Consider the following 17,959-nt stretch of genomic DNA (forward strand, 5'->3'; position numbering starts at 1 on the left):
ACGGGAAGGGGAAACATACTATCATGAATGAGAGAATGCACGAGAAAATACACTCGGAAGCTTGTGAGGAGGAGCAGACGCTTATGATTTTTAAAAATACAGGCTTAGATGGCTTGAAAAGCGACTTGGCATACCTGGATGAAAGCGCCGAGAAAGTCGGATTTATTCGATGGCAATGGGAATATTACCGGGCTACATATGACTACAAAATTGAAGACGAATCCACCAAATCGGAATATTTCGTACGAATCAACACCCGCGTTGTTGACGGCAAATTGGAAAAACCGGACAGCATTCTGGCGGTAGAAGCCGTGTATCTTGGAAAAGCAACGTTCCCGCACGGCCTGGACTATGACTCTTCCGTTCCGCAGCCAGTCGTGAAGCTGGCGAACCAAAAACTGCAGCAGCTGTTAGAACTGCTTCAGGCATAGGCTGGGGCCATACGATGAAACAACAAACGGCCCAGAAGAGAACGAAGAGAGGCACGCCGGATTTTCAACTGCTGATCCTCACTCTATTGTTGGTGGGCTTTGGACTGGTGATGGTATTCAGCTCCAGTTCCAGCATTGCAATTGCTAACGCGGATTATCACAATGATGCCCTTTACTTCACGAAAAAACAACTGATGTGGGCGGTTATCGGCCTGTTTGGCATGTTCTTTGCCATGAACATTCGTTTCAACAAGTATAAGAAGCTGTATGCACCCTTTTTCCTGTTTACAACGGTTATGCTCCTGCTGGTCCTGATTATGGGCAAGGTGCTTAACGGGGCGAGAAGCTGGATCCACATTTTCGGATTCAGCGTGCAGCCTGCCGAGTTCGCGAAGATTGCCATTATTCTGTACCTGTCCGCGCTAATTACCAAAAAAGGCGAGCGGTTCAGGGATTTGAAGACAGGGTATCTTCCCGTCCTGATTATTGTGGGATTCGTAGCCGGGTTGATTATGCTTCAGCCTGACTTCGGTACGACTTTTATTTTGGTCGCCACTTGCGGATTGGTCATTTATGCAGGGGGAGCCAACATGAAACACATCATGGGATCCATTCTGCTGGTGGTGCTTGGGGCTGCACTGGCTTTTGGAGGAAACGCTCTCCTTTCAACCTTATCCCCCTCGGACAACGCAGCCTCCACCACGGACGCTGCAGACGCGTCAAAGTCGAATTACAAGGTTGGACGGTTTCAAGCCTTCCTCGATCCGATGTCTGACCCGAACGGAAGCAGCTATAACCTCTATCGCTCGTTAGTCGCGATCGGGGACGGCGGCTTTACGGGGTCCGGAATCGGGCAAGGCACCATTAAATTGCATTACTTGCCCAATGCATACAATGACTTTATTTTTTCGGTCATTGGCGAAGAGCTCGGTTTTTTGGGAAGCATGCTCTTCCTGCTCGTCTATCTGTACTTCATATGGCGAGGCATCATCGTCTCCCTACGCTGCCCCGATCCGTTCGGAACGCTCGTCGGCATCGGCATCATGGGATTGATCGCCATCCAGGCCTTCATTAATATCGGTGGCGTGACTCAAACGATTCCGGTGACGGGAGTTACCCTTCCGTTTATCAGTTATGGTGGTACTTCCCTCTTCATTATGATGGTGGCCATGGGCATTTTGCTGAGTATTTCACGCACCAACAACCTGGATGTCATCAAGGAAGAAAAAACGAAGTCCGTCACGATTCAAACCCAAACACGCACTTCTCCGGCGGTACGTTCCCGCCAGGCCATTCGTCGCGTTCGTTAATCGGTGAATGGATAATCGAAAAAAGACTTCACATCCCTTGGGATGTGAAGTCTTTTTTCTTACCGCATATGGATGATTATACGTCGTCACCTTTGAAAGAAACGCCTTCGACCTTGACGTTGACTTCAACAACACGCAATCCGGTCATGCTTTCAACCGCTTCCCTTACGTTTTGCTGAAGCATGCGGGATACTTCATGAATCGGGGTCTCGTACAGGACGATGATGCGCAGATCAATGGCTGCTTCCAGCTGGCCGACCTCAACGCCCACGCCTTTCTGTACGTTTTTACCGCTGAGGCGCTTGGCCCAGCCCTCCGACAATCCTCCAGACATTGCGGCAATTCCGGGCGTCTCGAGCGCAGCCATTCCGGCAATTTTCGCCACGACGTCATCCGCAATCCGGATATTTCCGCCATCCAGTTGAAGTTGTTCTGCCATGCCACATCCTCCTTCACTTCGTTACTCGTATTTTATCCGGTTTCCATACCAAAAAGCAAATGAAAGTCATTTGCGGCGTTTACAATCCAGGATGATTTGGGTATATTGAGTTATAAAAATATTCTCATATGCTTTTCCATTTCAAATTGAAATAAATACATAATGCCGAGGTGTTAGCTTGTGAAAAAACGGATTTCATCAACCTTGCTGATCGTAACCTTCGTACTCAGCGCCATTGCACATTATGCGAACTGGAATCCGGTCCTGCAATTTGTAGTCTCGGCCCTTTCGGTCATTTTCGTTGCCGGATTTCTGGGCAAGGCTACCGAATCCGTTGCACATTATGCCGGACAACGGCTGGGCGGATTTTTGAATGCCACCTTTGGCAACGCGGCCGAGCTGATCATCGCCATATTTCTGGTCAAAGAGGGATTGTTCGACATGGTCAAGGCCAGCCTGACAGGCTCCATCATCGGAAACCTGTTGCTCGTGCTTGGATTAAGCATCTTTGCCGGCGGCCTCAAGTTCAAAATCCAAAATTATAACGTTTCACTGGCAGGCCTTAACGGTTCACTGATGATTGTGGCTATCATCGCGCTGTTTATTCCCGCCGTCTTTCTGAACACCCATTCCATTACGCAAAAGGATACCGACACACTTAGCCTGGTCGTGGCAGGCTTGCTCATTCTGGCTTACATTGCCTGGCTCTTGTTCTCCATGGTGACGCACAAAACGTATCTTGCCGATGTGACGGAAGACGAAGACGAGGAGCTGCCGCATGAACATGCGCCGGTATGGTCCAAAAGCAGATCTATCCTGTACCTTGTGCTCGCTACCGTCATGGTTGCTTTTGTCAGCGAATGGCTTGTCGGCACGCTTGAGGTGTTTACGGAACAATTCGGATTGAGCGAGCTCTTTGTGGGTGCCTTCCTTGTGGCCATTATCGGCAATGCAGCCGAACATAGCGCGGCCGTCATGCTTGCCATGAAAAACAAGATTGGCGCCGCCGTGGAAATCGCGGTGGGCAGCAGCCTGCAAATTGCCCTGTTCGTGGCACCCGTGCTTATCTTTGTCAGCTACTTTATCGGGGACACGATGGATATCGTATTTACAACGATTGAGTTGGTCGCCATCGGGGTGTCCGTATTTATCGCAAAATCCATCACGCAGGACGGCTCGACCAACTGGTACGAAGGCTTGCTGCTGCTGGTTGTCTATGCCATTCTCGGTGTATCGTTCTTTCTTGTCTAGTCCATTAACACAACAAAGAGGAGCTGTCCCTGGTCATTCTGTTTTGACCTATGAGACAGCTCCTCTTTGCTTTGGCAGCGGTCTGCCGATTCTCCCGGAATCCGCACACAAAAAAAGCATGCATAGCCGCTGCATGCCTTCTATTCGGACCCGCGCGAAGGCAGGCTATTGCTCATTCTTCTTGTTCAAAGCCTCATATAAAATAGCCAGATTCCGCTCAAGGGCACTGACCATCTGCTTACCCGAACTTTCCGGGAGAAGCCCTGCGCGAACAGCAAAATCCACTTCCTTGGAGAACCCATACATCTGTGTATCCAGTACTTCCTCGTAGAGAGGGCAGTAGCGGGTAGCCAGATTCTCCATCTGTACTTCAATAAGCTTCTGTATTTTATCTGCATCTTCTTGAAGAAGACTGATCGCTTTCATATTCAGCTGTTCCTGCAGATCAGATGAAGTCATGCATTTCCCCCCCTATGTCCCAAAAATCGCGTAAAGACGTTCTACCCCTAATATTAGACGAAATCAGAAGCTAATACAAGAACTTGACCAAAATAACCACCTAATCCGAGTCCAGTTCGATGAAATAATACCCTATAGGCGTATTTATGGAAATCGGAGAGATCAATACGTCTCGGGAACAACGCAAAGAAGCACCTCCGCCACGTTAGGCAGAGATGCTTCCCGAACCATTACTCGGACGCGATCGTTACATTGAGGCCGTGCTTGGCAAACACTTCCGCCATCGCTTTTTTGGCTTCATCCTCATCCGGGCCATGAACGTGCAGCTCATAGCTGTGCGTGCTCACCAACGTTGTGAACAAACCCAGAATGCTTTTGACGTCGATATACTTGTTGTCCGAATGCAATACGATTGAAGATGTAAACTTGCCTGCTGTTTGAGCAATTTCCACTACCGCAGCGTTATTACTCGACATAGGAATCCCTCCGTCTTTTCACTAAATGGTATCATCTATGAATTACCCCTTCATGATACCGTGAATCCGCTTTCCTAGCAACAGCAAAATGGCAAGGATTACTTCAATTGATCTGGATTAAGGCATTCAAGCTCAGGGACAACGAAAATGCCGTCTTTGCGAATCAATACATCGTCAAAATAAATTTCGCCACCGCCGTAATCCGGACGTTGGATCAATACGAGATCCCAGTGGATCGACGAACGGTTGCCGTTATCGGTTTCCTCATAGGCTTGCCCTGGGGTGAAGTGCAGGCTGCCCGCAATTTTTTCGTCGAACAGGATGTCCTTCATCGGATGCAGAATGTATGGGTTGAATCCGATCGCGAACTCGCCGATGTGGCGCGCGCCTTCGTCGGAGTCGAGGATTTCGTTCAAACGTTTCGTATCATTGCTCGTCGCTTCAACGATTTTCCCGTCTTTGAAGGTGAATTTGATGTTTTCAAACGTAATGCCGTTGTACAGCGTGGCCGCATTGTAGCTGATTGTACCGTTGACGGAATCGCGAACAGGCGCGCTGTAAACCTCGCCATCCGGAATGTTTTTTTGGCCGGAGCATTTCACGGCGCCAATGTTTTTGATGGAGAAGCTCAAGTCCGTGCCAGGTCCGGTAATGCGGACTTTGTCCGTACGGTTCATGAGATCCGCGAGAGCATCTTGCGCTTTGTCCATTTTGGCGTAATCCAGATTGCAGACGTCGAAGTAAAAATCTTCGAAGGCTTCCGTGCTTGTGTTTGCAAGCTGAGCCATGCTTGCATTCGGATAACGCAGCACTACCCATTTGGTATGTTTGACGCGTTGTTCGCTATGTACCGGGTGGGAATACAGCGCATTGTACATCTTCATTTTGTCTTCCGGCACATCGGACAGGTCGTTTACGTTTTCCCCGGCGCGAATGCCGATGTAGCAATCCATCTGCTTCATCCGGTTCAGGTCGATTTCCGCCCATGTTTTCATCATGTCTTCGGTGGCGTTTTTGAGCATGGCGCGCTGCACCGTTCGATCGGTCAACTGCACAAAGACGTTTCCGCCTTTTTTGCCTACCTCTTCAATGATGGCGTTCATCAAATCGCGTTCCGTTCCGATCATCTCAACGAGCACGTTCTCCCCAGGCTGCACGTCTACCGAGTAGCCGACGAGGTTTGCTGCGAGTTTCTGAATCCTTGGGTCCTTCATGTCGTAACATCCTCCTGTCATCCGCCATTCTTTAAATTGAACAACGGTAAATTACGTTAACTATTGTAGCACGCTACAGCGTTCCCGTCAGCAGGCAGTGCTCAATTCCCGTTTTCGGCCTCCCAGAACTGCGACGAAATAAATTACCTCTAATTCCTTGCAGCTTCTTAGTTATAGGACTTGAAGTTAACGTCCGTCACAAGCGCTTCCTGACTTTTCTTGACGCCGTCTTCCTCAAGACTTACCTTGCTTTCGGACGATAATCGCAGCGGCAAACTGCTTCTCCGGTCTACGGTAAGATGATAAACGGTCTGCACCTCAGCGTTTTGCATCATCTGCATCAACCTGTCCTCTCCTTGTTTCCAAACCTTGTCCAATTCTTTCTCCATTGCTGGACGATTCTTCCCCCCGCTTGCAGCCGCTTTATGCAGGTACTCCGCCCGTATGGCTTCCATCTCGCCGTTCAGTTGGGCGACGGCCCAGGCCTTCGCGTCTTTCGGGGCCAGTTCAATCCGCAAAATCCGCGTGCGACGGCCTGATCCATATTCCGAATGGATGGTTTTGTTCATGCGATCAATGTTCTCCAATTGGGCAATCGGATTGAAACGGGATAAAGATCCGCGCAGCGGTTCATGCTCAGCGGATAATGCCTGCCATTTTCCACCCTTTCGCGCAAAAGAAGCGCTAAACCCTCCCTTCTTCCCATTGAGAGGCTTTCCATCCAGAGGCGCAATGCCGGATTCCTTACCGGCAGCCGCAATCGTTCCGGGCACTCTCGTCTGCAGCGTCAGGCGATCATGGTCTTCCAGCTTGCCTTCAAATTTGAACTGATTCTCGAACCGGGCGCTGTTCTCCCTGCGTAATCCGGCCTCTCCTTCGAAAACCAACCTTTCCTTTCCGGCAATGCCGGAAACCGCACGCGAAAATACTTCCTCAGGAGTTTGCTCCTTCTGGAACATTCCGCAACCACCCATACATAACGCCAAGACGATCAGCAAAAATGCAGTCGGCATATGACGTCTTATCCACACCCACATCTCGAATTCCACCTTTCGGACAAACGTTCTTCATAGCCTGCCCCGTGGGATTCGCCTTATACTTTGTCAGTATTGTAAGAGGGATGCCCCCATCCATCGCAAAAAGAGGACCATCCCGCACAACGGAATGTCCTCTTTTTATCGGTTGATCTCCTGTTTTTCGAGCACGATGCGATTGCGTCCCCCGTTTTTTGCTTCATACAGGGCCATGTCTGCGCGGTAAAACAACGATTCCACGGTCACCTTATCATCCATGCAATTCCACTCGGCAATCCCGCTGGACACTGTCACAAGCGGTCTTGTTTCTTCCGCCACTCTTCTACGGATGGTTTCCGCATAATGCCGAGCCTGATGTATTCCGACTTGCGGCATGTAAATGGCCAGCTCCTCGCCCCCCCACCTTGCGCATACATCCTCGGGGCGAACCGAACTTGTCACGATATCACTGACCTGCTTCAGCACCTGGTCTCCGGTTTGGTGCCCAAATGTATCGTTCACCTGCTTGAATTGGTCAATGTCCACCACGATCAAAGAACCGCAAAATTCGTGAGCCTGACGTTCATGAATGATATTATCCAGATAATGCCTGACGTATAACCCCGTCAACATGTCCAGATTGGCAAGCCGCCGCACTTCGGCGTGAAGCGTAGCGTTCGAAAGGGCCAGTCCGATATGAATGGACAACATTTGAAGCAGCCGATAGTTGTCATACGAAAAATAATGCTCGCGCCGGTGGGACAGCAAAATAAAGCTTTTCACCACACCATTCACTCTTACAGGCGCAGCCATGAGCGAAAGCGAATGGGTAACCTCCATAAACACGGAAGTCAATTGCCCGTACTCGGCATAGTTGGAAAGAATGATCGGTTCCTCGGTTTGGCGCAGCAATCCGGCAAATCCATAATCCAGAGGAAACGTTTTATGGGCGAAATCGGGTATATTCGAAGACATGACCTCAAATTGGTCTGTATCCTCCTTTAACTGCAGGATGCAGCACCATTCGGCTTGAAAAATGGCTAACAGCTCCTGGACCGAAAAATCGAATATTTCCATGAGCTGCAAACTTTTGTTCAATCGCTGTGTCAGGTCATTCATCAGGCGCAGCTCCTGGACGAGCATGTTCGACTGTTCATGCAATTTGGCATTTTCAAATGCCGTTCCCGTTGTGTCAGCCATCATGGACACCAGCTGCAGATCGGACTCCTCGATCGTTTCCTCGTTCATTTCCATGTGGAATACCCCATATACTCCCTGGTTTCCCTTAAGAGGAAAAGCCACCTCGGCAATGCGATTTCCCGGTTGTTCTGAACGGAGTACGATCATTTTCCCCTCTTTAAAGGAGCGCACGCAAATATCATTTCCTCGTTCGCGAACCAATAACGGCTTGATCCGGGAATGGGGGCTTTTCTGATCCTGCGACATGTACAAATTCATCCGGGTGGCCGGGTACAAGTAATCGATGCTTTCAAACACCTTGTCCAAAATCGCATCCGCATTCATCTTGTCATTCAACCGTTGAATGATCTGAAACAGAATTGATCTGCGATGTTCCTCGCGTGCCGTTTGTTCATGGGCTTTCAACAGATCCGTCATAAATATGTATTCAAATCTTCGGTAGAAGCAAGTACGAAAGTGCGCCGCCTCAGATCGAACTACAGCTTCAGACGTTTCATATCGATCAGGTTCGTGAATCAAGGCCGTGAAGACAGCAAACAAGTCTTGATTGATTCTCGAGTACAGCGGCTCTGCAAGCATCGCATATTGGCCATGAGCGCCCAAGTTTCGAGCGATTCGCGGCTGTCCGGAATCCAGACATTCCGAAACCAATTGCACGACAGCCCCGATACTCTCCTGTTCAATTGGAGCGACGCATATGCCTTCGGCATTCCAGACAGAATACTTCGTTTGCGAACGGTCAAAGTCCGTTAAACGCTGTACCTGCCAATCGGCAAAGGCTTGTTGCAGCAACGTGTCAAGATAGCAGAAGTCAAAAGGTGTGATGTCCATATGCTGCATCCAGAGCGTATGCTCTTCATGTGATTTTTTGGAAAATAACGTTTCGGTCGAGTTAGGCGAATTGACGCTCTCTGGCAACCTTCCTAGATGTTCCAACATGTCAGGCGCTCCTTTGCACCGTTTTTGCATCTGAAGATGCATGAATCTGCAGATCCTATCGCAAATCTGCAAAAGGTATGGAATAACGTTTGTTTTACGCAATCCTTTAAAGTTAAGATACACTTTATTCTACTCTCTTTAAAGGGTTTTTGCATCCATATTTCATAAAATCGTCCCATTTTTTTAGGCCCAACGACCTATCGACAAAATTAGACGTTTTTCTATCTTCGCCTTGCTCTTGACTTCCTTTCATCCAAACTGTAGAATATATTGTTGATGAAGACTGCTAATGGGTCTTTAAATTTGGGCATTACCGGTTGTGTCACCCTCATTTGTTTTGTTGCTTTCAGGACAGCGGCTGAACTTTCCTGATTGATGCTTGCGAGGCTTGCCCGCAACAACAAAACGAAGCGCAAACAGAGCCCTAACTATTGAATTTTAATTAAAAAGGAGCTACTTTACACATGGCACGTTACACTGGTCCTAAATTTAAATTGAGCCGTCGTCTCGGCATTTCCTTGAGCGGAACTGGCAAAGAATTGAAACGTCCTTTCCCTCCGGGTCAGCACGGTCCTAACCAACGCAGAAAAATGAGCAACTACGGTATGCAGTTGCAAGAAAAACAAAAACTTCGCCACATGTACGGCCTGGGCGAAAAACAATTCCGCACTCTGTTTGCTAGAGCGCAAAAAATGCAAGGAATCGCGGGTGAAAACTTCATGTTCTTGCTCGAGAGCCGCCTTGACAACCTGGTATACCGCCTTGGATTCGCTAACTCCCGTGCAGGTGCACGTCAGTTGGTATCCCACGGTCACGTTACTGTAAACGGCAAAAAAGTCGACATCGCTTCTTACCAAGTAAGCACTGGCGACGTAATCGGCCTGCGTGAAAGAAGCCGCGGTTTGTCTTCCGTGAAGGAAGCTCTGGAAAACCGTACGCATCTTCCGGCATACCTGGAATTCAACGACACAGCTGTTGAAGGAAAATACATCCGCCTGCCAGAACGCGCGGAACTTTCCCAAGACATCGACGAAAAACAAATCGTCGAGTTCTACAACCGTTAATCGTTGTTTTTCAATCCTGCTTTACCCCAAACAGCTGCCTGAGAAATTTCTCGGCAGCTGTTTTTTTGCTTCCATGCTAAGCCTATATTCCCCCACAACTTACATATACTAATCCGAACGACTTCGTCTCGATGACAACTTATTCAGTCATTCCCCCAAGAAATTGGCAATTTTCGTCGATTGCTTGTATTTCTCACGCATGCAAAGCCTCCTTTTTATGCTATAATAAGTGTCGTTAAAAGGAGGAAGACACTGAATGGTTGATGCAAATAAAAACAAGCCCGACGAGCAGCCTGTCCGCAAGCGGAGCTTTATCCGCAAACTCGGCAGCGTTGTCAAATGGATGGCTATCCTGGGATTCATGGGCGTGCTATTCGTTGGCGGTGCCTTGATGGGGTACGTCAGTTCCATCGTTAAAGATGAACCCGTTCGTTCAAGAGCCCTGATCGAGCAAAAAGTCAGCGAAAACTCCATTACAGGCTTTGCTTACTTCGCCGATGGAAGCCCGATCGGCCAGTTGCGAACCGAAGAAGATCGGCGCCCGGTCACCTTTGACCAGATTCCGCAAAAGGTCATCGACGCCGTCATTGCCATTGAAGACAATCATTTTTACGAACATAGCGGCGTAGACATGAGCGGAACGCTGCGCGCAGTGAAACAGAAGGTTTTGAACGAATCCGTTCAAACCGGCGGAAGCACCCTGACCCAACAGCTGGCCCGGCGTGTATTCCTCAATTTGGACCGAACCGAGGACCGCAAAGTCAAAGAAATTCTGCTCTCTCTGCGGCTTGAACGGTTTATGACCAAAAACCAAATCATGACCGCGTATCTGAATAAGGTTCCTTTCGGTAACGGGTCTAGCGGCTATAACGTCTACGGGATCAAAGCGGCCGCAAAAGGATTGTTCAACATCAATGATTTGGAGAAACTGAATACGGCACAAGCCGCTTATCTCGCAGGTTTGCCGCAGTTACCCTCCTCTTACTCTGCCTTTAACGGAAAAGGCGATTTTGTAGAGGAAAACTTCGAGCGCGCAATCAATCGTCAGCACCTCGTGCTGCGCCGCATGCTTGAACTCGGCAAAATCAATACGTCGGAATACGATGAAGCCCTTGCTTTCGATATCAAAAGTTCGCTTGCACCAAAAACCGTAAAAGCTTACAACACTTATCCTTACCTTATGATGGAAACGGAGCGGCAGGCTGCGCAGATCCTCATGGATCTGAATACGGAAAAAGACAAAACGAATAACTCAACCGGCAAGGACACGGATGGAAATACCGCCGATAAGGACAACAGCACATTGTTGGAGGAAGCACAGCAGCAATTGCGCACTGGCGGATATCGCATCTATACGACCATCAACAAAAATGTGTACAAAACGATGAGGTCGATCGCCGAGGATGATAGCAACTTCTCTGCCGAAGATCCTACCAAAGGCAAAGAACAAACAGCGGCCATGCTGATCGATCACAAAACCGGGGCCATTCTCGGCATGATCGAAGGACGCAGCTTCCAAGACGAACAGATGAACTATGCCACCCAAATGGTACGTCAGCCAGGTTCGACGATGAAACCGATCGCAGCATATTTGCCGGCCATGGAGGCAGGTCTCGTTCAGCCGGCTTCCATTATCGACGATGCTCCGATCATCCTGAAGAACGGCGGTGCCGGATACCATATTCCGAAAAACGCCAACAATCGCTATCAGGGACTCGTTACAGCCCGCAGGGCATTGAATTATTCATTGAACATCCCTGCACTCAAGCTGTTTAACGAAGAAGTCGGAATCGATAAAGCTTGGGCTTTTTCGAAAAAGCTCGGCATCACGACCATCCAGAAAAGCGATTACCAAGCGCAGACCGGTGTTCTTGGCGGCCTTCAGTATGGCGTAACCGTCGAAGAACTGACCAATGCCTATGGCGCAATTGCCAACAATGGCGTCTATAACGATGCGTACATGATCAGCAAAATTGTAGATTCCAAAGGCAACATTGTTTACAAACACGAAGCCAATCCCGTTCAGGCTTTTTCCGAGCAAACGGCATACTTGATGACCGACATGCTGCGGACAGTCATTACGGAAGGGACGGCCGACAAAGTTCGTTCCAATTACAAATATACCAAGAGCGTTCCTATTGTCGGTAAAACAGGATCCACTCAAAGTTACGCAGACGTATGGTTTGAAGGATACACGCCAGACGTCACCTTGGGTGTATGGGTTGGATACAAGCAGCCTGTGAATACGCTTGAGACCAAATCCCAACGCAAACGGGCGCAGCAGCTATGGACCCAGATCATGAATGAGTTGGTTTCTTCCCAAAAGGACTTATTCGTGACGGATTCGTTCAAAAAACCCGACGGGATCGTTAGCAAAACCGTATCGGCTTACAGCGGCAAGCTGCCTACTTCTCTAACGGACAAATTTGTGACGGATATATTCAACAGCAAATACGTGCCGAAAGAGAGCGATGACGGCGTTGGGCGGGCAACATATATCACTTACAATGGCGTGAATTACATTCCGCGGGACGGAACGCCTTCGGATATGCTCAAAGTAAAAACGGTCATCAAACGGAAAAAGCCGATTTCCGAGTTGATTAAAGAACTGCAAAATGCGTTTTCTCGCATGAGTCGTCACGAATCGCTCGCATACTATTTGCCTGAAGATGCCGGCAGTGATATGCCGACCAAGATCGATCCGCGTACGGACAACGGCAAGGCACCTGATGCGCCATCCAATGTAAGGCTTTCCGGGTCGGTCATCACATTCAGCGCAACGCCTGAGAACGACGTCGTAGGCTATCGTTTGTATCGATCCGCCAATGGCGGAGGATTCCAGAATCAAGGCAAAGTCGTCCTGACAGGAGAATCCAGATCGTTTAGCGTTTCGACAAACGGTAATTTTGCTTACTATGTCACTGCCGTCGATGTAGCCGGCAAAGAGTCTGCACCGAGTGCCATCGTCAGCACTGCAGTCAATGCAGCCGAACCGGACGTAGAAAATAATGAACCGATCGAGGTTCCAGGTACTGTCATTGATCCAACGAATACAGGGGAGAAACCGGCCGCGCCAACGCCTCCTGGCACGCCTGGCCAGGTCGGCGTTTCCGCCCTTCCCCAAGGCATTCGCATTCAATGGTCTCCGAACCCGGAGACGGATGGGGTCAAAAGCTACACGGTATATTACAGCGAAACCGGATCAGCACCGTTTAACCAAATCGGAACCACTTCGGGCACATCGCTTGATTTCGGCGTAGCCGAAGGAACCGGAGGTTGGTTCAAGGTCTCTGCGACTAACGATGCGGGTGAATCCAGCCCTTCGGCAGCCGTTTCTTTGCAGCCTTGATCGAAACCTGAACGCATTAAAACGTTAAGCCCCGCCTCCTTTGATTGGAGGCGGGGCTTATATGTCATACAAATAAGCCTGCTCTGGTGTGATCCAGAACAGGCTTATTTCTTTTGCTTTCATTCGAGAGACGAGCGAACCCTGCTGCTCTAATCCTCAATCGTGGATAGATCGCCAGCCGGAAGATCCAGCTCCCACGCCTTCAACACACGCCGCATGATTTTGCCGGAACGGGTCTTCGGCAGTTTATCCTTGAACTCAATTTCGCGTGGAGCAGCGTGGGCGGATAACCCTTCTTTCACAAAGCGGTAAATCTCCTCTTTAAGCTCAGGAGTAGCTTCATAGCCTTCACGCAATGCCACAAAAGCTTTAATGATCTCCCCTCGCATGACGTCGGGTTTGCCAATAACCCCCGCCTCGGCAACAGCCGGATGCTCCACCAGCTTGCTCTCGACCTCGAAGGGACCGATGCGCTCTCCCGAGGAATTAATGACGTCGTCAATCCGCCCCTGAAACCAGAAGTACCCGTCTTCATCCATATACGCGGAGTCCCCTGAGACATACCATCCAGGCAAACGGAAATATTCCTCGTATTTGGCAGGATTGTTCCATATCTTCGCCATCATGGATGGCCAAGGGGTGCGGATGGCCAAATTCCCCATGCTATACGGAGGGAGTACCTCGCCTTGATCGTTGATGATCGCCGCCTCTACCCCTGGCAAAGGCCGTCCCATGGATCCCGGTTTGATCGGCATGCCCGGATAGTTGCAGATCAGCTGTGCACCGGTTTCCGTCATCCACCACGTATCATGGATACGCTGCCCGTACACGTTCCATCCCCAACGAACCACTTCAGGGTTAAGCGGTTCTCCTACGGACAGCACATGACGCAGGCTGCTGAGATCATGCCGCTTTATTTCGTCCTCTCCCGCTCCCATCAGCATACGGAATGCAGTCGGCGCACTGTACCATACGCTTACTTTGCGTTTCTCAATGGTGCTGTACCAATCCTGCGGACTGAAACGGCCCCCGCGAATGACATTGGTTACCCCGTTCAGCCACGGAGCGAAGATACCATAAGAAGTGCCTGTGACCCACCCCGGATCAGCCGTGCACCAGTACACATCGTCGTCGCGCAGGTCCAATACCACTTTACCGGTATAATAATGCTGAATCATGGCATTTTGAACGTGATAGACCCCTTTGGGTTTACCGGTGGAACCTGAGGTATAGTGAATCAATAGCCCGTCCTCGCGAGTCAGCCATTCCACTTCCATCTCGTCCGAAGCGGACGACATCTCGGCATCATAATCAACGAGGCCTTCTTCGGTCTGCGCTCCGCCGCCAACAACGAATACATACTTAAGCTCAGGCAATTCGGAACGTTTGATCCGACCGAGCAGCTCCGGCGTCGTCACAATCGCAACCGCGCCGCTGTCTTCAAGGCGATCCTTGACCGCCGTCTCCATGAACGCTTCAAACAGCGGGCCCACTACGGCGCCTGCCTTCAGAATGCCGAGCAGGCTGAAGTAGAGTTCAGGACTGCGGGGCATGAATATAAAAACCCTGTCTCCCTTGGCAATGCCGTATTTTCGCAGAACGTTCCCGAAGCGGTTCGATTGCTCGCTTAGATCGGCAAACGTGTATGCCTCTTCTCTTGTGGCATCGCTGTACAACAATGCGGTTCTGCCGCCTCTGCCTTCGAGCACGTGACGGTCGACCGCCTCATGCGCAATGTTTACTTTTCCGCTGGTATACCACGTAAAATGTTTCTCAACCGATTCCCAATCGAAGCGGCTTCGAGCTTCCTCGTAATCACCCAGATTGGATTCGGACACAACCGTTTGCAGCATCTCACCATGTGCTTGACTCATGCTTGCCAGCCTCCTCAACTCGACATTTCGATTCCTTCAAAAAGGTGTTTCGCTTTGCCTTGGTGTTGACTGAACTTACAGTTAGCGCTTACATTATTTAGAGAGCAACTCTCTGCATGTACCCTGTCAGGTAGCCAAAATCGGTGCAGCTTCATTCTGCATTCCAATTGTGAACGTTTTATGTCAAGGCAATTATATCAAATTGCTTCCGGGACCGTCTATGGCTTTTCATTTTTTTGATTTTTTGCTATAAGTAGGGAGGAGAGGAGCATGAACCATGGAGCATTTGAAAGAATACCACATGCGTTCCATCTTCAAGTCCGGTTTCCATATTACCGTGGAAGGCCCTTTGCCTCCTGACAGGATCGCAGCGTTGTCTTTTCATCCGGATCTGGATGCGTTCCGGCGCCCTGCCGAGCAGCAGGAAGCGTTGATCGAGATTGCAGGTTTGCCCGAAGGGCGCATCATCATCGCTCGTGAACGCGAAACGATCGTGGGTTATATTACGTTTCACTACGCCGATGAGTGTGAGCGTTGGTCTGAAGGCAGCATGGCCGATCTGATTGAATTGGGAGCTATTGAGGTAGCGGATCGGTACCGCTCGCTGGGCATCGGGAAAGAAATGCTGCTTACGGCTTTTGCGGGCGGCCAGATGGAAAGATACATCGTGTTTACGACTGAATATTACTGGCATTGGGATTTGAAAGGCAGCGGTCTGTCCGTGTGGGATTATCGGAAAATGATGGAGCGTTTGATGCAGACCGTCGACATGACCTGGTACGCTACCGACGATCCCGAAATATGTTCGCATCCGGCCAATTGCCTGATGGTGCGTATCGGAAATAAGGTGCCTCTCGAATCCGAGCAGCAGTTCGATCGCGTTCGTTTCCGCCACCGGTTTATGTATTGATGCAAAAACCGCTATCCTTTCAACCATGTTTCATTTGAAAGACACATGGATGCAGTCATAGCGGTTTTTTACAACAATTCGCTCCCATCAAGGGCGCATTTACGATTTTTTTGCTTTCGCTTACATATTGGTGAGCATGTGTTCCACAATACGATGAGAACGTTGAGACGAATGTACGGTAAACTCCGCAAAATTGACATGGGCCGAACCGTCAGCCTTATCGGACATGCCGCGCAGCACCACAAACGGCACACGATTCATGAAACACACCTGAGCAACCGCAGCCCCTTCCATCTCGGCACAGGCGCCATCCATTTCGGCATATAACCTGCCTACCGTCTCCTTGCTGGCGATGAATTGGTCGCCTGACAACACTTTGCCGATCCGATAATGTGCCCCTTGTGCAAGGCATGCCTGTTCCGCCAGCGCAATCAATGTCTCATCGGCCGGAAAAGCCGACGTCTCCTGATAAGGGATGACGCCGCGTTCGAACCCAAGCGCGGTTACATCCATGTCATGCTGGACGCATACGGAAGAAATGACGATATCGCCGATATTCAACTCGGGATGCACCGCTCCGGCCACACCCGTAAATATAATTTTGTCCACCTGGAACCGGTCAATCAAAATTTGCGTGGTCACGGCGGCATTGACCTTGCCTACGCCTGACTTGCACACTACAATCTGTTTCCCCAGCCACTCGCCTGCGACATACGTAAGCCCGGTCTGCTTGACGGTCTCCGATCGTTTCATGCCTGCCAGCAAAAGCTCCACTTCTTCATTCATCGCACCGATTATTCCGATGGTTTCGCGCATCCTGTCCTGCCTCCATTTGATCCAAGCCTCGTCTTGAGATTCGGACGTATCTATTTCTTGTCAAGCACAAAAGCTCCGTTTCCGGAGCTTCGCCTGCATACTATGTAGAGAGGGAATAAAACTTCCCTTTCATCTTAATCCGGGCTGCGTCCGCCAGACGCGACATCCCTTTGCCGTCCCGTTTAGCCAGCGTGGCTGACAGACAAACGCAAAATCGTTTCATGCGGCAAAATCACGCGTGGATTTTCTACGTTTTCCTTCTTCATCAGCTTGGTCAAAAGACGCATCGCCACGGCACCCAGGTCGTACATCGGTTGGGCCACCGTTGTCAGCTGAGGACGAACCATGGAGGCCATACGGATGTTGTCCACGCTAATGATCGAGAAATCATCCGGTACTTTCAAGCCTTCATCCTGAATGCTGTGGATGGCACCAATCGCCATTTCATCCGTCGCGGCAAAGATCGCAGTTGGTCTCTTCTTCAAGCCCAGGAAGTACTTCATGGCTTCCACGCCGGACTCATAGCGGTAATTTCCGATACGTACCAGATCCTCCTGGTACTCCATACCTGCAGCTTCAAGCGCCTTCTTGTAGCCTTGGAAACGGGCATAACCGTTGGCCGGGTCTTGCAGTGTGCCGCTGATCATGGCAATTTCCTTGTGACCATGGCGAATCAGCGTATTCACCGCATCGAATGCAGCCGCCTCATGGTCGATGTCCACGGAAGGATATGCCCCCTTCTCGTCGCTTGTGGCGCAAAGCACGATCGGCACGGCGGCAGACTGGAACGCCTGGATATGCTCGTCCGTCACGGTTCCGCCCATAAAGAGCAGACCGTCCACCTGTTTCTCAAGCAGCGTGTTGATAACGCGAATTTCCTTTTCCTTCTTTTTGTCCGCATTACACAAAATGATATTGTAGTGATACATATTCGCGATATCCTCGATACCGCGGGCAATCTCGGCAAAGATGGAGTTGGAAATATCAGGGATCACAACGCCGACGGTTGTTGTCTTTTTGCTCGCCAGACCTCTGGCTACAGCATTAGGACGATATCCCAGGCGTTCGATTGCTTCATAGACTTTTTTGCGGGTTTGAGGTTTAACATTAGGGTTATTGTTGACAACCCGTGATACTGTCGCCATGGATACGCCAGCTTCACGTGCTACATCATAAATGGTTACCGTCACAGCACTTCTCTCCATTACCAGTAA

General features: G+C 49.9%; 15 protein-coding genes. 6 read left to right on the forward strand and 9 right to left on the reverse strand.

Annotation, left to right across the window (positions count from 1 at the left end):
• Window positions 1–83: 83 nt before the first annotated feature.
• Together MKY59_RS20550 and ftsW are read left to right on the forward strand one after the other, a co-directional pair.
• Window positions 84–431: a YugN family protein gene (locus MKY59_RS20550; RefSeq protein WP_236416457.1), complete on the forward strand. Its 348-nt coding sequence runs from the start codon at window positions 84–86 to the stop codon at window positions 429–431.
• Between the two features lie 14 nt (window positions 432–445).
• On the forward strand, window positions 446–1,741 hold the full coding sequence (ftsW, locus tag MKY59_RS20555) for a putative lipid II flippase FtsW (protein ID WP_236416461.1): 1,296 nt from the start codon (window positions 446–448) through the stop codon (window positions 1,739–1,741).
• A gap of 76 nt (window positions 1,742–1,817) precedes the next feature.
• Here the strand turns inward: ftsW and MKY59_RS20560 are convergent, their stop codons facing one another.
• Complete coding sequence (locus tag MKY59_RS20560; RefSeq protein WP_236416464.1) at window positions 1,818–2,180, reverse strand: Asp23/Gls24 family envelope stress response protein; 363 nt, start codon at window positions 2,178–2,180, stop codon at window positions 1,818–1,820.
• A gap of 180 nt (window positions 2,181–2,360) precedes the next feature.
• Here MKY59_RS20560 and cax point away from each other — a divergent pair, with 180 nt between their 5' ends.
• Window positions 2,361–3,431, forward strand: a complete 1,071-nt coding sequence (gene cax / locus MKY59_RS20565; RefSeq protein WP_236416465.1) for a calcium/proton exchanger — start codon at window positions 2,361–2,363, stop codon at window positions 3,429–3,431.
• 165 nt (window positions 3,432–3,596) lie between these two features.
• On the opposite strand, the gene MKY59_RS20570 is transcribed toward cax, so the two are convergent.
• The 5 genes from MKY59_RS20570 to MKY59_RS20590 all read right to left on the reverse strand — a co-directional run bounded on the left by MKY59_RS20570 (window position 3,597) and on the right by MKY59_RS20590 (window position 8,732).
• A complete protein-coding gene (locus MKY59_RS20570) occupies window positions 3,597–3,890 on the reverse strand; it encodes a YlaN family protein (protein WP_236416467.1) in 294 nt (97 codons plus the stop codon).
• Between the two features lie 230 nt (window positions 3,891–4,120).
• Complete coding sequence (locus tag MKY59_RS20575) at window positions 4,121–4,366, reverse strand: HPr family phosphocarrier protein (protein WP_236416469.1); 246 nt, start codon at window positions 4,364–4,366, stop codon at window positions 4,121–4,123.
• Between the two features lie 98 nt (window positions 4,367–4,464).
• Window positions 4,465–5,580 carry an aminopeptidase gene (locus MKY59_RS20580; RefSeq protein WP_236416471.1) on the reverse strand — a complete coding sequence of 372 codons (1,116 nt, stop codon included), beginning with the start codon at window positions 5,578–5,580 and terminating at the stop codon, window positions 4,465–4,467.
• 167 nt (window positions 5,581–5,747) lie between these two features.
• Window positions 5,748–6,617, reverse strand: coding sequence for a hypothetical protein (locus tag MKY59_RS20585; protein ID WP_339273493.1), 870 nt, complete (start codon window positions 6,615–6,617; stop codon window positions 5,748–5,750).
• 138 nt (window positions 6,618–6,755) lie between these two features.
• Complete coding sequence (locus MKY59_RS20590) at window positions 6,756–8,732, reverse strand: GGDEF domain-containing protein (RefSeq protein WP_339273495.1); 1,977 nt, start codon at window positions 8,730–8,732, stop codon at window positions 6,756–6,758.
• Between the two features lie 464 nt (window positions 8,733–9,196).
• Between MKY59_RS20590 and rpsD the strand changes: the two genes are divergently transcribed.
• Together rpsD and MKY59_RS20600 are read left to right on the forward strand one after the other, a co-directional pair.
• Complete coding sequence (gene rpsD / locus MKY59_RS20595; protein ID WP_236416476.1) at window positions 9,197–9,796, forward strand: 30S ribosomal protein S4; 600 nt, start codon at window positions 9,197–9,199, stop codon at window positions 9,794–9,796.
• A 256-nt stretch (window positions 9,797–10,052) separates the two neighbouring features.
• On the forward strand, window positions 10,053–13,145 hold the full coding sequence (locus MKY59_RS20600; RefSeq protein ID WP_339273497.1) for a transglycosylase domain-containing protein: 3,093 nt from the start codon (window positions 10,053–10,055) through the stop codon (window positions 13,143–13,145).
• A 149-nt stretch (window positions 13,146–13,294) separates the two neighbouring features.
• Here the strand turns inward: MKY59_RS20600 and acsA are convergent, their stop codons facing one another.
• Complete coding sequence (gene acsA, locus MKY59_RS20605) at window positions 13,295–15,019, reverse strand: acetate--CoA ligase (RefSeq protein ID WP_339273499.1); 1,725 nt, start codon at window positions 15,017–15,019, stop codon at window positions 13,295–13,297.
• A gap of 277 nt (window positions 15,020–15,296) precedes the next feature.
• On the opposite strand from acsA, the gene MKY59_RS20610 reads away from it, so the two are divergent.
• Window positions 15,297–15,929 carry a GNAT family N-acetyltransferase gene (locus MKY59_RS20610; RefSeq protein WP_339273501.1) on the forward strand — a complete coding sequence of 211 codons (633 nt, stop codon included), beginning with the start codon at window positions 15,297–15,299 and terminating at the stop codon, window positions 15,927–15,929.
• A gap of 120 nt (window positions 15,930–16,049) precedes the next feature.
• Here the strand turns inward: MKY59_RS20610 and MKY59_RS20615 are convergent, their stop codons facing one another.
• Window positions 16,050–16,745 carry a 5'-methylthioadenosine/adenosylhomocysteine nucleosidase gene (locus tag MKY59_RS20615; RefSeq protein WP_236416489.1) on the reverse strand — a complete coding sequence of 232 codons (696 nt, stop codon included), beginning with the start codon at window positions 16,743–16,745 and terminating at the stop codon, window positions 16,050–16,052.
• A 182-nt stretch (window positions 16,746–16,927) separates the two neighbouring features.
• Entirely contained in the window at window positions 16,928–17,935 is a 1,008-nt protein-coding gene (ccpA, locus tag MKY59_RS20620) for a catabolite control protein A (protein WP_236416492.1), read from the reverse strand.
• Window positions 17,936–17,959: the final 24 nt, after the last annotated feature.

It is taken from the genome of Paenibacillus sp. FSL W8-0426, from assembly GCF_037969725.1.
Taxonomy (GTDB): domain Bacteria; phylum Bacillota; class Bacilli; order Paenibacillales; family Paenibacillaceae; genus Paenibacillus; species Paenibacillus hubeiensis.